Origin of the sequence: Novosphingobium pentaromativorans US6-1 (genome assembly GCF_000767465.1) — a bacterium.
GTDB lineage: Bacteria > Pseudomonadota > Alphaproteobacteria > Sphingomonadales > Sphingomonadaceae > Novosphingobium > Novosphingobium pentaromativorans.
The window spans coordinates 3,859,899-3,877,843 of sequence record NZ_CP009291.1; the positions used below are offsets into that span (position 1 = coordinate 3,859,899).

The following is a 17,945-nucleotide window of genomic DNA, read 5'->3' on the forward strand; positions in this document are numbered from 1 at the left end:
TGCACGCACGAATGCCGGGCGCGAATTGAAACTGGAAAGGTCTTGAAATGGGTTACCGGGTAGCCGTTGTCGGTGCGACCGGAAATGTCGGCCGCGAAATGCTCAACATCCTCGCCGAGCGCGAGTTTCCCTGCGATGAAATCGCAGCGGTTGCTTCGCCGCGCTCCACCGGCATGGAGATTGATTTCGGCGAGACCGGCAAGAAACTCAAAGTAAAGAACATCGAGCACTTCGATTTCACCGGCTGGGACATTGCGCTCTTCGCAGCGGGATCGGGTCCGACCAAGATCTATGCGCCCAAGGCTGCCAGCCAGGGCTGCGTCGTGATCGACAACTCGTCGCTCTACCGCATGGAGCCGGACGTTCCGCTGATCGTGCCCGAGGTGAACCCGGACGCCATCGACGGCTATACCAAGCGCAACATCATCGCGAACCCGAATTGCTCGACCGCGCAGATGGTCGTCGCGCTCAAGCCGCTTCACGATGCCGCCAAGATCAAGCGCGTCGTCGTGTCGACCTACCAGTCGGTTTCCGGCGCGGGCAAGGCGGGCATGGACGAACTGTTCGAGCAGAGCCGCGCGATCTTCGTGGGCGATCAGGTCGAGCCCAAGAAGTTCACCAAGCAGATCGCCTTCAACGTGATCCCGCACATCGACGTCTTCCTCGACGACGGTTCCACCAAGGAAGAGTGGAAGATGGTCGTCGAGACCAAGAAGATCCTCGATCCGGCGGTCAAGGTCCAGGCGACCTGCGTGCGCGTGCCGGTCTTCGTCGGGCACGCCGAATCGATCACGCTCGAGTTCGAGAACGAGATCTCGGCCGAGCAGGCCCAGAACATCCTGCGCGAAGCGCCGGGCATCATGCTCGTCGACAAGCGTGAGGACGGTGGATACGTCTCGCCGATCGAATGTGTCGGCGACAGCGAGACTTACATCAGCCGCGTGCGTGACGACTCCACGGTCGAAAACGGTCTCGCCCTGTGGTGCGTCTCGGACAACCTGCGCAAGGGCGCGGCTCTGAACGCCGTGCAGATTGCCGAACTGCTTGGCCGTCGTCACCTCAAGAAGGGTTGACGCGGACAGCGCCTGCGCGGCGTGACGCATGAAAAGAAAAGGCCTCCGGGACGAGAGTTCCGGAGGCCTTTTTCGTTCACCTCGAAGTGCGTGGCGGTGATGGGAAGCTGCCCCTTTTGCCCGGCAGGCGAGTGTTATAGCCTCGCGCCATGACCAGAACCATGACCGGCGGCTGCCAGTGCGGTCGCATTCGCTATCGCGCGCAGATCGAGAACGACGAGGCCTACCTGTGCCATTGCCGCATGTGCCAGAAGGCCACCGGCGGGTTCGCCGCTGCCTTCGTGCAACTGGCGACGGCAGGCGTCGTCTGGGAGCATGAGCCGGAGTGGTACGCCAGTTCCCCGGTAGCCCGGCGGCCGTTCTGTTCGCATTGCGGCACGCCGCTGGGCTTCGACTTCATCCAGTCGAGCGGCAATATGGACCTGACGCTTGGGAGCTTCGACGAGCCGGGATATTTCCGTCCGGTGGCCCATTCCGGCTGCGAAAGCTTGCATGAAAGCTGGCTCGATACCAAGGACCTGCCAAGGCACTACAGCGCGACGACCGAAAGCGTCGCTTCGCGCTGGAAGGCGGCTGGTCTGGAGGTTCCGTAAGTGAGCGAATTGCGCAAGGATTACATCGAAGGTTTCGGCGGTACGCGTCTGGCGGTGCATACCTTGGGTCAGGGGCGGCCATTGGTGCTGGTCCACGGGTTGTTCTCCAGCGCCGAGGTCAACTGGATCAAGTACGGCAATGCGCAAATCCTCGCCGATGCCGGCTTCGAGGTGATCATGCCCGATCTGCGCGCGCACGGCGAAAGCGAAGCCCCCCACGATCCCGATGCCTACCCCGAGGACGTGCTGGTCGAGGACCTGACGCTGCTGATCGCCGAACTGGGCCTTTCGGACTTTGACCTTGGCGGCTTCTCGCTCGGCGCGCGCACTTCGGTGCGCGGCGTGCTGGCAGGCCTTTCGCCGCGCAAGCTGATCCTTGGCGGCATGGGTCTTTCCGGCCTATCCGGGTGGGCACGGCGCAGCGCCCACTTCGTCGATGCCATCGACCGCTTCGGTTCGATCGAGCGGGGCGACCCGGCGTTCGTCGCACAGGCCTTCATGAAGTCCATGAAGATCGACCGCGTTGCCGCGCGCCTGCTGCTGGAATCCGTCGACGATACTTCTGCCGATGCGATCGCCCGGGTGACGATGCCCGCGCTATGCGTTTGCGGCAAGGACGACGCGGACAACGGCTCTGCGCAGGAACTGGCCGAGGCGCTGCCGCAGGGCCGCTATGTCGAGACCCCGGGCAACCACATGTCCTCGGTGACGTTCAAGGACATGGGCCGCGCCATGGCCGAATTCCTTGATGAGTGAGCGCGCTCCGCTTCATTGAATGATGCATTTCCGGGGGTGATTTTCCTGCTCGGTTGAACTTGCCCCGGGTGCGGCTAATCTTGCCCTATCCAGAAATACCGAGAGGCAAAATCCCCCCATGAAATTTGCATCTACCGCATTGGCGGCGCTGGCCGTCAGCCTGGCCGTACCGGCCGTGGCAAAAGACGCTGCAGCCGACTATCCGATGACCCCCGAAGGCGCGGCACAGTTCGTCGCATCGGCCGAGAAGGACCTGTTCGACGCTTCAGTCGACAATGCCCGGATCAACTGGGTGAACTACACCTACATCACCGAGGATACCGACGCGCTCGTTGCCCAGTCGAACGCGGCGATCACCGAGAAGCAGGTAGACTATGCGGTGGAGGCCGCGAAGTACGCCAGAGTGCAGGGGCTCGACGCCGATGTCGCCCGCAAGCTGGGCATCTTGCGTCAGGGCATAGTCTTGCCTGCTCCGACCACGCCGGGCGCTGCCGATGAACTGAGCGCGATCACCACGCGCCTGTCCTCCACTTACGGCAAGGGCAAGGGCACGCTAGACGGCAAGCCGATCAACGGCTCGGACATCGAGGCGGAGATGGGCAACCTCGACCATACCCCGGCCGAATATGCCGAGATGTGGGAGAGCTGGCACGACAATGTCGGCAAGCCGATGAAGGACGACTACGCCAAGATGGTGACGATCGCCAACGAAGGCGCGAAGGAGCTTGGCTATTCCGACGTCGGCGCGATGTGGCGGTCGGGCTACGACATGACGCCGCAGCAGTTTTCGGCAGAAACCGAGCGACTGTGGCAGGAAGTGAAGCCGCTCTATCTGGCGCTGCACACTTACGTGCGCCGCAAGCTGAACGAGAAGTACGGCGATCAGGTCCAGCCCGAAACCGGGCCGATCCGCGCCGACCTGCTGGGCAACATGTGGGCGCAGGAGTGGGGCAACATCTATCCGCTCGTGGCGCCGCAGGGTGCAGGCGATCTGGGCTACGACATCGGCGATCTGCTCAAGGCCAAGGGCAAGACCCCGCTCGACATGGTGAAGACGGGCGAGGGCTTCTACTCTTCGCTCGGCTTCGCGCCGCTGCCGGACACGTTCTGGACCCGTTCGATGATCACCAAGCCGCGCGACCGCGAGGTGATTTGCCATGCCTCGGCCTGGGACGTCGACAACAAGGACGACATCCGCATCAAGATGTGCACCAAGGTGAACTCGGACGATTTCGTCACGATTCACCATGAACTGGGGCACAACTACTACCAGCGCGCCTACAACAAGCAGCCCTATCTCTACCTCAACGGCGCCAATGACGGCTTCCACGAGGCAATCGGAGACTTCATCGCGCTTTCGATCACGCCGCAGTACCTCGTCGACATCGGCCTGCTCGACAAGAGCAAGGTCCCCAGTGCCGACAAGGATATCGGTCTTCTGCTGCGACAGGCGATGGACAAGGTGGCGTTCCTGCCCTTCGGCCTGCTCATCGATCGCTGGCGCTGGGGCGTCTTCGACGGTTCGATCAAGCCGGCGGACTACAACAAGGCCTGGACCGACATGCGGCTGGAGTACCAGGGCATCAGGCCGCCGGTGGACCGTCCGGCCAATGCTTTCGATCCGGGCGCGAAGTACCATATCCCGGGCAACACGCCCTACACGCGCTACTTCCTGGCCCGCATCCTCCAGTTCCAGTTCTACCAGGCCGCGTGCGAGCAGGCTGGCTGGAAGGGGCCGCTGCATCGCTGCAGCTTCTACGGAAACAGGAAGGTGGGCGAGAACCTCGACCGCATGCTGGAGATGGGCATGTCCAAGCCCTGGCCGGAAGCGCTCAAGGCCTTCACCGGCTCGAGCAAGATGAGCGCGAAGCCGATGCTCGAGTATTTCGCTCCGCTCAAGAAGTGGCTCGACGAGCAGAACAAGGGCCAGAAGCAAGGCCGGTAACCGGATAACCGCCCCGACAGCAGTGCTGCCGGGGCGGCTTGTCGTCTCGGCCCCGATCAGCGGAACGGTGGTTCGTTGAAGGCGCGCAGCTTGCGGCTGTGCAGGCGGTCGCCTTCCGAACGCAGCAGGTCGCAGGCTTCGAGGCCGATCTTGAGATGCCCGGCGATGGCTTCCTCGTAAAAGCGGTTGGCCTGTCCCGGCAGTTTAAGTTCCCCGTGCAGCGGCTTGTCGGAAACGCACAGAAGCGTCCCGTAGGGAACGCGGAACCGGTAACCTTGCGCGCTGATCGTTGCACTTTCCATGTCGATGCCGATGGCGCGCGAGAGGCTGAAGCGATGGGCCGATGCGGTGTAGCGCAGTTCCCAGTTGCGATCGTCGGTCGTGACGACGGTGCCGGTGCGCATGCGCTTCTTGAGGTTGGTCCCGCCTTCACCGCTGACGGTCTCGGCCGCCGTAGCCAGTGCCTGCTGGACTTCGGCGATGGCCGGGAGTGGAATTTCGGGTGGCAGAACCGGGTCGAGCACATGGTCGTCGCGCAAGTAGGCATGGGCAAGCACATAATCGCCGATGCGCTGGCTTTCGCGCAAGCCGCCGCAATGGCCGATCATCAGCCAGGCTTCGGGTCGCAGGACGGCAAGGTGATCGGTGATCGTCTTGGCGTTGGAGGGGCCGACGCCGATATTGACGAGCGTGATGCCCGAACGGTCCTCGCGGATCAGGTGATAGGCCGGCATCTGGTGACGCCGCCATGCCGTGTCGGACAGGCGCTGGCGCGCATTGTCCACCGGCGCGTCGAGATAGAGCCCGCCAGCCCCCGACAGGGCGACGTAGTCGTCGCTCCCGATCATTCGGCCGGCCCAGTCAACGAATTCATCGACATAGCGGTGATAGTTGGTGAACAGGATGAAACGCTGGCAGTGGTCCGGGCTGGTGCCGGTGTAGTGCGCCAGGCGTGCAAGGCTGAAGTCGGTCCGCAGCCCATCGAACAGAGCGAGCGGCAGCGGATCTTCGGGCGCGAAGAAGTCGATCCCGTCGGCGATCTCGTCGCCGATCATGGCAAGTTCGGTGCTTGGGAAATGGCAGGCAAGTTCCTGCGGCGTCACGCTTCCCACCGCCACACCGTCGAGGACGTAGGGAAAGGGAATTTCCTGCGCCGAACGCGAGACCTCGACTTCGATCTCGTACTCGTCGTCCAGCAGCGAGAGCTGTGTCGAGAGATAGTCGGAGAACAGGTGCGGCCGGGTGATCGTGGTCACGTAAGTGCCGGGCTGGGCGAGACGGCCGAACGCCCGCGAATAGACGGCTCCGCGTTCCTTGCCGTGATAGGTGATCCGCAGTTCCGGGTAGCACCATTGACGGTCGGCGCGGCGCTCCGGCGGGGGCAGGGCGCCGGTCTTCACGAAGGCTTCGATGTCGGATTTGAGGCAGGCGACGGCAGCCTCGTAAGTGCGGTTCAGGTGTTCAAGGGTCTGTTTTATCTTGTCCATCGCCCAAAATTACGCCCTTCATATTGCAGCGCAAGGGCACTTGCGCTGCCGCTGGGGCGTCCGGGCGGTGCGCAAAAGGAAAGGCCCCCGCTTCGTTGCCGAAGCGAGGGCCTTCAAACCTTGTGACGCGTAGTCGTCGAAGGTCAGGCTCAGGCCTGCTCTTCGCCTTCTGCCGCAGCAGCCTCTTCGGCTTCCTCGGTCACGATCTCGCCGGGCTCGGCGTTGGGATCGTAAGCCTCGGTGAAGCCTGCGGTGTCCTGTTCGAACATCGCTGCCATGACGTCGACGCCCTGCGACTGAAGTTCGGCTTCGTCCGGCGAACGGGCGACGTTCACCTTGACGTTGACCGAGACTTCCGGGTGCAGGCTGACGCGAACGTCGAAGATGCCGAGCGTCTTGATCGGGCGTTCGAGCACGATCATCTGCTTGGCAACGTCGGCGCCGTCGGCGTTGAGTGCTTCGACGATGTCACGCACCGAAACCGAACCGTAGAGCTGGCCCGAGTTCGACGAGGCGCGGATCAGGACGACCTGCTTGCCTTCGACGCTCGACGAGTGCTGCTCGGCGGCCGAACGCTTTTCGGCGTTCTCGGCTTCGATCTTCGCGCGATTGGCTTCGAAGACTTTCTTGTTGGCGTCGTTGGCGCGCAGCGCCTTCTTGTTCGGCAGCAGGTAGTTGCGCGCGAAACCGTCCTTGACGGAAACGACGTCGCCGATGTTGCCGAGCTTTTCGACGCGTTCGAGGAGGATGATGTCCATGGGGCTAACCTCCCTTACTTGACGATGAAGGGCAGCAGGCCGATGTGCCGGGCGCGCTTGATCGCCTGGCTCAGTTCACGCTGCTTCTTGGCGGAAACCGCAGTGATGCGGCTCGGAACGATCTTGCCACGCTCGGACATGAAGCCCTGGAGCAGACGCACGTCCTTGTAGTCGATCTGCGGCGCGTTCTTGCCCGAGAACGGGCAGGACTTGCGGCGACGGAAAAATGCACGTGCCATGGATCAGTTCCCCTCGCGTTCGCGGCGGCGACGGTTGTCGCGGTCCGACTTGCGCATCATGACCGACGGACCAGCTTCATGCTCGTCGACGCGGATGGTCATGTAGCGGATGACGTCTTCGTTGATGGCGGTCTGACGCTCGAGCTCGGCGACGGTGTCGCCGTTGGCTTCGATGTTCAGCATCACGAAGTGAGCCTTGCGGTTACGCTTGATCTTGTACGCGAGGTTCTTGAGGCCCCAGGTCTCGGTCTTGGTGACCTTGCCCTGGTTCGACTCGACGATCTCGGTAGCGGCGGCGGCCAGCGCATCAACCTGCGACTGGCTGAGATCCTGGCGCGCCAGGAAAATGTGCTCGTAAAGCGGCACAGCAGCGTCCTTTATCTGTCCTAACCGATCGCTGGCTTGTCCGCGGGATTGCGGGGCCCCTCCGGCTTTCTTCAACCTTCCGCGCGATCCTTGCGGAAGCACGCGGAAGCGGGGCCCTTAGCCGATCTGCAGGCATTTGCAAGCGCAATAGGCGAAACGCGCAGTCTTTTGCTGCCTCAACATCGCTTCGATGCGGCCCGGATCAGCTCATGGCCAGTACGAGGTTCCGGACCTGCGGATAGACCTGACGTTCCCAGCGTGAACCGGAGAAGATGCCGTAGTGACCGACCCCCGGCTGCAGGTGATGGCGCTTGAGGTGCGGGCGCAGGCTGGAGCACAGGAAATGCGCCGCGGCGGTCTGGCCCACCGCACAGATGTCGTCGCGTTCGCCCTCCACGGTCAGCAGTGCGGTCTTGCGGATCGCGGAACAGTCGACGCGGCGACCGCGGTGTTCCAGCTCACCTTTTGCGAGCAGGGCGCGCTGGAACACCTTGTCGATGGTCTCGAGATAGAACTCGGCGGTGAGGTCCAGCACCGCGAGATATTCGTCGTAGAACTCGACGATCTTTTCGGCTTCGAGTTGCTCGAGGTCGGCGATGTGCTGGTAGAGTTTGCGGAACTGCCCGAAGTGGCGCTCCTGGTTCATGGACATGAAAGCCGTGAGCTGCACGAAGCCGGGATAGACCTTGCGCCCGGCGCCCTTGTAGCGCCACGGGACCGGGTAGATCAGGTTGTCCTCGAACCAGGAATAGGGCTGGCTGGTCGCCAGTTCGTTGACGATTGTCGGCGATTCGCGGGTGTCGATCGGGCCGCCCATCAGCGACATAGAGCGGGGCTGGCAGGGATCGTCGTTCTGGGCCATCACCGCCACGGCAGCGAGGACCGGGACGCAGGGCTGGCAGACGGCAAGGACATGCGCGCCCTGGCCCAGTTCCTGCAGGAAGCGGATCACGTAGTCGACATATTCGTCGAAACCGAACCGGCCATCGCTCATGGGAATGTCGCGGGCATTCTTCCAATCGGTTATGTAAACGTCGTGATCGCGCAGGAGGGTTGCAATCGTGCTGCGCAGGAGCGTGGCAAAGTGGCCCGACAGCGGCGCGACGACGAGGATCTTGGGTTGCGGTGCGACGACTTCGTCCTTGGCGAAGTGCAGCAGGTTGCCGAAAGGCATGTCCAGCGTCACTTCCTCCCGCACCGAAACCTCGCGGTTCCCGGAGAGGACCCGGCCGATGCCGTAAGGCGGCCGCTTATGGGTGATCGCGGTCGTATTGAACACTTCCGCAAGTGCGAAAAACCGCCGCGTCATCGGTGCCGACGAAGCATGACCGAGAAACTTGTTCCGGAAGCTGGTCGCCAGCAGCGATCCCATGCGCGCAGGTGCAAGCATGTCGCAATACGCCTGGTATGCGTGGTAAAGCATTGCTTGCGTCTACCCCTCGTTGTTTCGCCCGGCGCCTTTCTGATAACAGAATCGCATTCGAGCTGGATTCATGCTGCGCTGCATCATAAACATATGCAAGCGAAAGCAGGCATTGGAGGCGGCGACCATGAATGAGACAGCCCCGACGACAGCGAAACTCACGATTTCCAGCAAGACCTATTCGGCATGGTCGTTGCGCGGTTGGCTCCTTTGCCGACTGGCCGGTCTGGAAGTGGAGGAGCGCAAGGTCGCCAACGATGCGGCGAACCGCGCCGAACTGCTGCTCCTGTCACCATCCGTGCTGGTGCCCCGGCTCAACTACAATGGCGCAAGTGTCTGGGATACCCTGGCAATTGCCGAATTCCTGAACGAGCAGTTCCCCGAAGCCGGGCTGCTGCCCGCAGATCCGATCGCGCGGGCCCTGTGCCGCTCGATCTCGGGTGAAATCCATTCGGGCTTCAGCAACCTTCGCTCCGCCCTGCCGATGAACCTCAAGGTCAGGCATGAGAGCTTTCCCGTGTTCTCGGGCGCCAGGCCTGACATCGAGCGAATCGAGTCGATCTGGCAGGATTGCCTTGAACGCTTTGGCGGCCCGTTCCTGTTCGGCGGGCATCCGACCATGGCCGATGCGATGTACGCTCCCGTTGCGACGCGCTTCATCACTTACGCCGTCCCGCTCGCACCCGAGTGCGCAGCCTACTGCGACACGATCTTCGAGTGGGCACCGATGCAGGAATGGATCGCGGCTGCGAAGGCCGAGCCGGAGGAAATGGAAGAACTCGAAGTCGAGTTCTGAGGTGGGAAGTCCCAGCGGGTTCAGGCGGCTTGCAAAGCCCCGAAAGCAAAAGACCCGGCGAACATGAAGTCCGCCGGGCCCCTTGGGGACCGTGAAACTGGTCGGATAGATTAGCCGCGCAGCAGCGACATGACGTTCTGCTGGGCCTGGTTGGCCTGGGCGATCATCGCGGTCGATGCCTGCGACAGGATCTGGGCCTTGGCCATCGCGGTCGTTTCCGACGAGTAGTCGGCGTCTTCGATCCGCGAACGGGCGTCGGAAAGGTTGGTCACATTGGCGGTCATCGTGTTGACGGCCGAGTCGAGGCGGTTCTGCGAGGCACCGAGGTTGGCGCGCAGCGTCGAGACTTCGTCCATGGCGGTGTCGAGGCTGTCGAGCTCGGTGCCGGCCAGGGCCTGGACATCGACTGCGAGAGCCGCTGTCATGCCGGCTCCGGCGCTGACGTCGGTGAAGGTAAGGTCAATGGTGTCCGCAGCGTTCGCGCCGACCTGGATGGTGACGACGCCTGCGGTGCCGGCTGTGCCGTCGAACAGCTTGTTGCCGTTGAATTCGCTGTTGTCGAGAACGTCGGTGATCTGGTCCTGAAGCTGCGTGACTTCGGTCTGGATACGGGTGCGGTCATCAGCCGAATATGTGTCGTTCGAAGCCTGGACGGTCAGTTCGCGAACACGCTGCAGCATGTTGGTGACTTCCGACAGGGCGCCGTCAGCGGTCTGTGCCATCGAGATGCCGTCGTTCGCGTTGCGGATGCCCTGGCTCATGCCCTTGATCTGCGACGTCATTGAGGTGGCGATCGCGAGGCCGGCGGCGTCGTCCTTGGCGGAGTTGATGCGCTTGCCGGTCGACAGGCGTTCCATGGCGGTGCCGAGCATCTTGCTGGCGGAATTCGAAGCGTTGGTAGCGACAATGGCGCTGATATTCGTGTTGATGACAGACATGACTTTTTCCCCAGTTTAAAGCGTTTCGGGTCCGCGTCATTTGGCGTTCCCTGGACATGGGGAAGAACGGTCGCCGGATGACGGGGTTAAGGGGGTGGATGAATTTTCCGCATCCCGGGGGCTGAAATTGGCAGGAACGCGCCGCAAAATCGCCGGTATTCCGGTGTCTTGCGCGCCTTTTTCTTGATCCTTGCGGCTTCTGCGGACATGCACGCGTTCTCAAGCTGGAAACAGCGACACGAAGGAAATCGGCTTAGATGGCTACCGGCCTAGTTGCCCTGCTCGACGACGTATCGGTTATTGCCCGCGCCGCCGCGGCCTCGCTCGACGATGTCGGGGCAGGGGTGGCCAAGGCCGGTAGCAAGGCGGCGGGCGTCGTCATCGACGATGCGGCCGTGACGCCCGGCTACGTCACCGAGTTTACGCCCGACCGCGAATTGCCGATCATCTGGCAGATCACCAAGGGCAGCCTGCGCAACAAGCTGTTGATCCTGCTGCCGATCGCGCTGCTGCTCAGCGCCTTCCTGCCTTGGGCGATCACGCCGATCCTGATGCTGGGCGGCCTCTACCTCGCCTTCGAGGGCGCGGAGAAGGTCATCGAGAAGCTGGGCGGTGCGCAGCACGGGGAAACGCTGGAGACCCCGGTCGAAGACATCGCGGCATTCGAGAAGACCCGCGTATCGGGAGCGATCCGCACCGACCTGATCCTCTCGGCCGAGATCATGGCGATCGCGCTGTCGGAAGTGGCCGACAGTTCGTTCCTCTCCCGTGCGGCAGCGCTGGCCGTGGTCGGCGTGCTGATCACTGCAGTCGTCTATGGCGCCGTAGCGCTGATCGTGAAGATGGACGACATCGGGCTGCATCTCGCGCAAAAGGAAAGCCGCGCGGCGCAAAGCGTCGGGCGTGTGTTGCTCAGGGCGATGCCCAAGGTGTTGGCGCTGCTGAGCACGGTCGGCACGCTGGCGATGCTCTGGGTTGGCGGCGGGATCATTCTCCATGGCCTCGAGGAGCTTGGCCTGGGCTATCCGGCGCACCTTGCGCATGATCTTCAGCACACTGTCGAAGCCGCGACGGGTGCGCTTGGCGGTGCACTCGGCTGGGTCAGCTATGCCCTGGCATCGGCACTCGTCGGCATTGTCCTTGGAACGGTAATTGCCCTGGTCGTCCATCTGATTGCGAAGGTCCGCGGCACCGCGCACTGACTGGCGGCGCCACTCGCCCCTGTCAGGGCAGGCGGTTGAGGATGCCGCGCGCGAAGGTGGTCAGGGTATCGTCACGCGCGCCCATCACGACGATGCGGTCCCCGGGGCGGGCCATCTCGACGATGCGATCCGCGCAATCGCTGCGGGCGGGAACGTGCTCGGCTTTCCCGCCCGCCTCGCGGATCAGGCGCACGATGCGTTCGCTGCCCTGGGAACGGTCGACCGTTCCGCCGAAATAGACCGGATCGCACAGGATCGTGATGTCCTCGGGCCCCAGCCTGGCCGCAAGCACTTCGGCCAGTTCCGCGCCCATCTGGCGCAAGGGGCCGTAGCCATGGGGCTGGAAGAAGGCGATGACACGCCCCTCATGCGCCTTGAGCGTCGCCAGCGTGGCCGAAACCTTGTCCGGATTGTGCCCGAAATCGTCGATCACGGTCACGCCGGAGGGCGAAGTGCCGACGATGTCGAACCGGCGCGCCAGCCCCTCGAACGATCCGAGCGCAGTCACGGCGTCGGCCACACCGACACCGCAGGCATTGGCAGCGGCAATCGCGGCCAGCGCGTTGTAGAGGTTATGGCGTCCCGGTACCTTGAGCTTGAGCGCATGGGCCGATCCGTCGCGCCGGTCGGTGATCGTGGCGGCAAGGCCGGTCGCGGCCTCGGCGATTTCTCCTGCTACGATCTGTGCCTCGGGCGAGGCGATCCCGAAGGTCACCAGCTTGCGGGCCCGCGGCGCGAGCGCGGCGGTCTCGGCATCGTCGAGATTGATCGCGGCAGTTTCGGCATGGGCGAGGAAATCGCCGAAGAGCTGGCGCAGTTCCTCAAGGCTCTTGTGATCGAGGCTGACATTGCCGAGAACGGCCACCTTTGGCCGATACAGCGCGATCGAGCCGTCGCTTTCGTCAACTTCGGAGAGGAAGACATCGCCTTGGCCCACCCGCGCGCTCGCGAAAGGCGCGTCGGGCGTGGCGAAGTTCTTCATCACCGCGCCGTTCATGATCGTCGGGTCTCGCCCGGCCTCGGTCAGGATCCACCCGGTCATGCCGGTAACGGTCGACTTGCCGCTGGTCCCGCCGATGGCGATTCCCGCCGGGGCAGCGTTGAACAGGGTCGCCAGAAGCTCGGCCCGGCTCATGCGCGCGCAGCCCAGTTCCCCGGAGCGCACGACTTCGGGCACGGTATCCTCGACCGCGGCGGAGGCCACGAGCGTCTGCGCGCTGGAGCGCATGCCGCTGCCGTCCTGCGGGAACAGGGTGAAGCCCAGTTCTTCGAGCCACGCGAATTTCTCCGGCGTGCGCCCCTGGTCGCGGCTGCGGTCGGAGCCCTCGACCTGCGCGCCCAGACCCTTGAGAATCAGGGCCAGCGGAAGCATGCCCGACCCGCCGATGCCGCAGAAAAACCAGGGATGGGTCGTAAGGGCTTTCGTGTCTGTCATGTGCGCTTCGGTATGCGGCCTTGCCCGTCCTGACAACCTCGATAGGAAGGGGGCATGACCCGCATCGCAGTTTGTGCACCGTCCACCCCGATTACCCACGAGGACGCCGAACGCGTCGCGGCTCTGGCGGCCGTGGAATTTCCCGGTGTGGAGCTTCATGTGCACCCGCAGTGCTTCGAAGTCGAAGGCCATTTTGCCGGCAGCGACTCGCGGCGTCTCGATGTGCTGGTGGAATGCGCGAACGATCCGGGCTTCGATGCCGTATGGTTCGCACGCGGCGGCTATGGAGCCTGCCGGATTGCCGAGGATGCGATAGACCGCTTCTCCCATGTCGCGCAGAACAAGACCTGGCTGGGCTATTCCGATGCCGGCTACCTGCTGGGCGCTTTCTATCGCGCGAGGATCGGCACATCGGTGCACGCGCCGATGCTTGCCGACATCCGGCGGCAAGGCGGCGAGGATGCGATCCGCCGCACGCTGGGCTTCATTGGCGGAGACACATCGGGCCTCGAACCTTCGCTGGAGAGCCATCCGAGTGTGGCCTTCAACCTTATGACGCTCTCGATGCTGTGCGGGACGCGGCTGATGCCGGGCCTCGCCCGGCACGTCGTGATGGTCGAGGAAGTTTCCGAGTATCTCTACGCTGTGGACCGGCTCTTCTTCCATCTGACAGCGCACCTGGGCGGCATTGCCGGCCTGCGCCTCGGGCGGGTGAGCGACGTTCCCGAGAACGACCGGCCGTTCGGCTGCGATGCCGAGGCGATTGCCCGCCACTGGTGCGAACGCCACGCGATCCCGTTCCTGGGATCGGCTGACATCGGGCACGACGCAGCCAACAAGATAGTTCCCTTCGGCTGAAGAGAAGCGCAGCATTGCGCCCGACAAAAATGCCGAGGAGAGACGATGCCGAACTTGCCGATCCGCCAGTCCGCCTTTTTCGTGCCCGACATCCGCGCCGTGCATTGCGGCGTCGAGCGCGAACTCGATCGCTCCAGCGCCTGTGGCCACATGCTCGAACTTTATCAGCCGGTAGAGTCGCTTACGGGCCTCTGTGACTATGTCCGCAAGTGCGCCGGAGACATGCCGAAGGGCGGGATTTGCGAGATTTCCTTCAACTGATGTGAGCTACAAGGGGGTTGCTCTCGGGGCCCTGTGACAATAAGCGCTGCCGCTTTCCTCGTCAGGACAGCTTCCGCGCAGGAGCCTTGGCCGCAAACCCGCGAGGATGGAGGACACATAAGATGCGTGCTTTTGTTTTTCCGGGGCAGGGCAGCCAGAAGGTCGGCATGGGCGCTGAGCTTGCCGAAGCCAGCGCGATCGCCCGCGAGGTTTTCGAAGAGGTCGATGACGCGCTCGGCCAGGGCCTGTTCAAGATCATGACGCAGGGCCCCGATGAGGATCTGACCCTTACCGAGAACGCCCAGCCGGCGATCATGGCCAATGCCATTGCAGTGCTGCGCGTTTTGGAAAAGGAAGGCGGGATCACCCTGGCGGACAAGGCGGACTTCGTCGCCGGCCACTCGCTGGGGGAATATACCGCGCTCTGCGCTGCCGGGGCCTTCAGCCTTGCCGACACCGCGCGCCTGCTGAAGCTGCGGGGCCAGTCGATGCAGGCCGCCGTGCCGGTGGGCGTTGGCGCCATGGCGGCGCTGCTGGGTGCAGACATCGAGAAGGCGACTGCACTGGCCGAAGCTGCTGCCGAGGGCGAAGTCTGCGCCGTCGCCAATGACAACGATCCGACCCAGGTCGTGATCTCGGGTCACAAGGGCGCGATCGAGCGCGCTATCGGCCTCGTCAAGGATTTCGGTATCAAGCGCGGCATTGCGCTGCCGGTTTCCGCGCCGTTCCACTGCCCGTTGATGCAGCCGGCTGCCGATGCCATGGCCGAGGCGCTGGAGAAGACCGCTCCCGGCACCTTGCAGGTCGCGCTCTTCGCCAACGTGACTGCAGGCGTCGTCACCGATCCCGCGGAAGTGCGCCGCCTGCTCGTCGAGCAGGTCACCGGCCGCGTGCGCTGGCGCGAAAGCGCGATCGCGATGAAGGAAGCGGGGGTCGAGAACTTCGTCGAGATCGGCGGCAAGGTCGTCGGCCCGATGATCAAGCGTTCGGCTGGCGAGGTCGAAGTCGCCTCGGCTACCTCGATGGCCGAGATCGAAGAACTGGCAAAGGTATTGTGAAAACGTCGTCCCGGGCTTGACCCGGGACCGCTGGCGGTTCGAAGAGACTGCGGTCTGCCGAATGCGCCAGCGATGCCGGTTCCGCGCTTGCCGGAGGGTACCGGCACGACGTCTCAAGGAGTTTCCCCAATGTTCGATCTTCACGGAATGACTGCTCTTGTAACCGGTGCCTCGGGCGGCATCGGTTCCTCGATCGCCCGCGCGCTCGCCTCACAGGGCGCCCGCCTCGTGATTTCCGGTTCCAACGCCGAAAAGCTGCGGATTTTCCGCGATGAGCTGGACGAGCACACCCCGCAGCACCTGCAGGAAGTCGACCATGTCGCCATCGCCTGCAACCTGTCGAACCCCGAAGACGTCGAGAAGCTGGTTCCGGCCGCACTCGAGACGCTCGGCAAGATAGACATCCTCGTCAACAATGCGGGCATCACGCGCGACAACCTCGCCATGCGCATGAAGGACGAGGAGTGGGACGCGGTGATCAAGGTCAACCTCGAATCCACCTTCCGCCTGATGCGCGCGGTGACCAAGCCGATGATGAAGGCCCGCTTCGGCCGCATCATCAACGTCACTTCGGTCGTCGGCACCACCGGCAATCCGGGGCAGATGAACTATTGCGCGGCGAAGGGCGGCATCACCGCCATGTCGAAGAGCCTCGCTCAGGAACTCGCCAGCCGCAACGTGACCGTGAACTGCATCGCGCCGGGCTTCATCCGCACCGCGATGACCGACGTTCTGCCCGATGCCCAGAAGGAAGCGCTCAATGCGAAGATCCCGATGGGCCGCATGGGCGAGGGCGATGACATCGCAGCCGCCACCGTGTTCCTGGCTTCGAAGGAAGCCGGCTACGTCACCGGCCAGACGATCCACGTCAACGGCGGCATGGTGATGATCTGACAGGGTTTCAGGTGGCGAGGGGGCGTCTCAGATTTCTCCCTCGTCGCCCACGATCCTGGCCTCGAGTTGATCGGCCAGCGCGCGCGCGGTGACCAGCAGCGGGTCGTCGCTGCTTTCCGGCGCAGTGAAGTGGATCGACCCGTGAGGCGACCACCACAGGACCCGCAGCCAGCGGTTGCAGTCCTCGCGGAAGATTTCGGCATCGCCGCCCCGGTTGGGGATGATCACGTTTTCCTTGGTCAGCGGATTGCGTACCGAGGCATCGCCGACGCACAGGCGCACGCCATCGACATTGTCGATGGCCTCGCTCCATTCCTTGAGGGAGATCGGGCGCGCTTCTCCGTCTCGTGTCTCGCGTTCGATGCGCAGGAAGTTGGCCAAGTCACTCCTTTCCCGGTCGTCCGGTTCGCTCGCGATGCGGTGTGCGTGGTACATGTGACCTAATGGATGCCGGGGCAACCCCGTCCTGCTTCGGGACGAGGGATCGGGGGTGAAGTGACCAAGGTCCGAAAATCGCGGGAAAACTCCGCATTTATCCCCAGATTCGCCGGAATGCCCGCACTTGATGCTTGCCGCTTCGCTGCGGTGCGTTAGAGATATTCGTCCTGAAATTCGGGATCACCCGATCCCTAGGCCTAGCAAGGGGGACCTGAGGCTATCATGAAGGCCACGATCGAACGTTCCACGCTCCTGCGATGCCTGTCCCACGTGCAGTCAGTCGTTGAGCGGCGCAATACCATTCCCATTCTCTCGAACGTGCTGATCGAGGCAGCCGCGGGTGGTTCACTGCGGATCATGGCGACCGACCTGGACATCCAGGTGGTTGAGAACCTGAGCGCGGTCTCGGTCGACACGCCGGGATCGGTCACGGTTTCCGCGCACCTTCTTTTCGACATTGCCCGCAAGCTGCCCGAAGGCAGTCAGGTCAGTCTGGATGCCGCCGACAACCGCATGGTCGTGAAGGCCGGGCGCAGCCGCTTCCAGCTTCCGACCCTGCCGCGTGACGACTTCCCGGTCATCGCCGAGGGCGAATTGCCGACGAGCTTCGAGATCCCTGCCGCCACCCTGGCGCAGATGATCGACCGGACCCGTTTCGCGATCTCGACCGAGGAAACGCGCTACTACCTCAACGGCATCTTCCTGCATGTCTCGGACGAGGAATTGAAGGCCGCGGCCACCGACGGTCACCGTCTCGCCCGCTTCACGATCAAGCGTCCCGACGGCGCAGAGGGCATGCCCGACGTGATCGTTCCGCGCAAATGCGTTGCCGAACTGCGCAAGCTGCTGGAAGAGGCGCTGGACACCAACGTCCTGATCGACCTGTCGGCCTCGAAGATCCGCTTCACCCTGGGCGGTGAGAACGGCGTCGTCCTGACCAGCAAGCTGATCGACGGAACCTTCCCGGACTATACGCGGGTCATCCCGACCGGGAACGACAAGCTGCTCCGGGTCGATCCGCGCAGCTTCTTCGAGGGCGTGGACCGCGTGGCGACCATCGCCACCGAAAAGACCCGTGCAGTGAAGATGGCGCTTGAGCCGGACCGCGTCACGCTTTCGGTGACCTCGCCCGACAACGGCACCGCGGCTGAGGAAGTCCCCGCCGAATACGCATCGGAAGGCTTCGAGATCGGCTTCAATGCCAATTACCTCAAGGACATCCTCGGCCAGATCGAGGGTGACAGCGTGGAAATGCACCTCGCTGACGCCGGTGCGCCGACGCTCATCCGTCAGGACGAAAAGAGCCCGGCGCTCTACGTCCTGATGCCGATGCGTGTCTGACCGCAAGGTTCTGGAACAAGGCAGAAGGGCCGGAGCGACAAGCTTCCGGCCCTTTTCCTTTTCAGGCATTTGACAGGATCGCTC

General features: G+C 63.4%; 19 protein-coding genes. 11 read left to right on the plus strand and 8 right to left on the minus strand.

The genetic code is table 11. The features are described 5' to 3' along the window. Positions 1-47 precede the first annotated feature (47 nt). The 4 genes from JI59_RS18290 (at position 48) to JI59_RS18305 (ending at position 4,367) form a co-directional block, all read left to right on the plus strand. A complete protein-coding gene (locus JI59_RS18290; protein ID WP_007011165.1) occupies positions 48-1,073 on the plus strand; it encodes an aspartate-semialdehyde dehydrogenase in 1,026 nt (341 codons plus the stop codon). Positions 1,074-1,222: 149 nt separating this feature from the next. After that, positions 1,223-1,666, plus strand: a complete 444-nt coding sequence (locus JI59_RS18295; protein WP_007011164.1) for a GFA family protein — start codon at positions 1,223-1,225, stop codon at positions 1,664-1,666. Beyond that, positions 1,667-2,422 carry an alpha/beta fold hydrolase gene (locus JI59_RS18300; RefSeq protein ID WP_007011163.1) on the plus strand — a complete coding sequence of 252 codons (756 nt, stop codon included), beginning with the start codon at positions 1,667-1,669 and terminating at the stop codon, positions 2,420-2,422. Positions 2,423-2,540: 118 nt separating this feature from the next. Beyond that, positions 2,541-4,367 (plus strand): M2 family metallopeptidase, encoded by a 1,827-nt coding sequence (locus JI59_RS18305; RefSeq protein ID WP_007011162.1) that lies wholly within the window; start codon positions 2,541-2,543, stop codon positions 4,365-4,367. A gap of 56 nt (positions 4,368-4,423) precedes the next feature. Here the strand turns inward: JI59_RS18305 and JI59_RS18310 are convergent, their stop codons facing one another. The 5 genes from JI59_RS18310 to JI59_RS18330 form a co-directional block, all read right to left on the minus strand. Further along, positions 4,424-5,854 carry an AMP nucleosidase gene (locus JI59_RS18310; protein WP_007011160.1) on the minus strand — a complete coding sequence of 477 codons (1,431 nt, stop codon included), beginning with the start codon at positions 5,852-5,854 and terminating at the stop codon, positions 4,424-4,426. A 149-nt stretch (positions 5,855-6,003) separates the two neighbouring features. Continuing rightward, positions 6,004-6,612 (minus strand): 50S ribosomal protein L9, encoded by a 609-nt coding sequence (rplI, locus tag JI59_RS18315; protein ID WP_007011159.1) that lies wholly within the window; start codon positions 6,610-6,612, stop codon positions 6,004-6,006. 14 nt (positions 6,613-6,626) lie between these two features. Further along, entirely contained in the window at positions 6,627-6,851 is a 225-nt protein-coding gene (gene rpsR / locus JI59_RS18320; protein WP_007011158.1) for a 30S ribosomal protein S18, read from the minus strand. Between the two features lie 3 nt (positions 6,852-6,854). Continuing rightward, positions 6,855-7,217: a 30S ribosomal protein S6 gene (gene rpsF, locus JI59_RS18325; RefSeq protein ID WP_007011157.1), complete on the minus strand. Its 363-nt coding sequence runs from the start codon at positions 7,215-7,217 to the stop codon at positions 6,855-6,857. Between the two features lie 202 nt (positions 7,218-7,419). Further along, on the minus strand, positions 7,420-8,640 hold the full coding sequence (locus JI59_RS18330; protein ID WP_007011156.1) for a polyhydroxyalkanoate depolymerase: 1,221 nt from the start codon (positions 8,638-8,640) through the stop codon (positions 7,420-7,422). Between the two features lie 127 nt (positions 8,641-8,767). Here JI59_RS18330 and JI59_RS18335 point away from each other — a divergent pair, with 127 nt between their 5' ends. Further along, positions 8,768-9,436 (plus strand): glutathione S-transferase, encoded by a 669-nt coding sequence (locus JI59_RS18335; RefSeq protein WP_038577902.1) that lies wholly within the window; start codon positions 8,768-8,770, stop codon positions 9,434-9,436. A 110-nt stretch (positions 9,437-9,546) separates the two neighbouring features. Here JI59_RS18335 and JI59_RS18340 read toward each other — a convergent pair whose 3' ends face one another. Then, positions 9,547-10,374 (minus strand): flagellin N-terminal helical domain-containing protein, encoded by an 828-nt coding sequence (locus JI59_RS18340; protein ID WP_007011154.1) that lies wholly within the window; start codon positions 10,372-10,374, stop codon positions 9,547-9,549. Between the two features lie 257 nt (positions 10,375-10,631). On the opposite strand from JI59_RS18340, the gene JI59_RS18345 reads away from it, so the two are divergent. After that, the gene (locus JI59_RS18345) at positions 10,632-11,576 is read left to right on the plus strand and encodes a DUF808 domain-containing protein (protein ID WP_007011153.1); all 945 of its coding nucleotides are present in this window, start codon (positions 10,632-10,634) and stop codon (positions 11,574-11,576) included. Positions 11,577-11,598: 22 nt separating this feature from the next. On the opposite strand, the gene JI59_RS18350 is transcribed toward JI59_RS18345, so the two are convergent. Continuing rightward, a complete protein-coding gene (locus JI59_RS18350; protein WP_007011152.1) occupies positions 11,599-13,011 on the minus strand; it encodes a glutamate ligase domain-containing protein in 1,413 nt (470 codons plus the stop codon). A 54-nt stretch (positions 13,012-13,065) separates the two neighbouring features. On the opposite strand from JI59_RS18350, the gene JI59_RS18355 reads away from it, so the two are divergent. From JI59_RS18355 to fabG, 4 genes are all read left to right on the plus strand, one after another. Beyond that, positions 13,066-13,869, plus strand: a complete 804-nt coding sequence (locus tag JI59_RS18355) for an LD-carboxypeptidase (RefSeq protein WP_007011151.1) — start codon at positions 13,066-13,068, stop codon at positions 13,867-13,869. 45 nt (positions 13,870-13,914) lie between these two features. Further along, entirely contained in the window at positions 13,915-14,130 is a 216-nt protein-coding gene (locus tag JI59_RS18360; protein ID WP_007011150.1) for a hypothetical protein, read from the plus strand. Between the two features lie 122 nt (positions 14,131-14,252). Further along, positions 14,253-15,188: an ACP S-malonyltransferase gene (gene fabD / locus JI59_RS18365; RefSeq protein ID WP_007011149.1), complete on the plus strand. Its 936-nt coding sequence runs from the start codon at positions 14,253-14,255 to the stop codon at positions 15,186-15,188. 129 nt (positions 15,189-15,317) lie between these two features. After that, positions 15,318-16,082 (plus strand): 3-oxoacyl-[acyl-carrier-protein] reductase, encoded by a 765-nt coding sequence (fabG, locus tag JI59_RS18370; protein WP_007011148.1) that lies wholly within the window; start codon positions 15,318-15,320, stop codon positions 16,080-16,082. 27 nt (positions 16,083-16,109) lie between these two features. Here fabG and JI59_RS18375 read toward each other — a convergent pair whose 3' ends face one another. Further along, positions 16,110-16,517, minus strand: a complete 408-nt coding sequence (locus tag JI59_RS18375; protein ID WP_239000573.1) for a hypothetical protein — start codon at positions 16,515-16,517, stop codon at positions 16,110-16,112. A 225-nt stretch (positions 16,518-16,742) separates the two neighbouring features. Between JI59_RS18375 and dnaN the strand changes: the two genes are divergently transcribed. Next, complete coding sequence (gene dnaN / locus JI59_RS18380; RefSeq protein WP_007011146.1) at positions 16,743-17,861, plus strand: DNA polymerase III subunit beta; 1,119 nt, start codon at positions 16,743-16,745, stop codon at positions 17,859-17,861. The last annotated feature ends 84 nt before the right edge of the window (positions 17,862-17,945 follow it).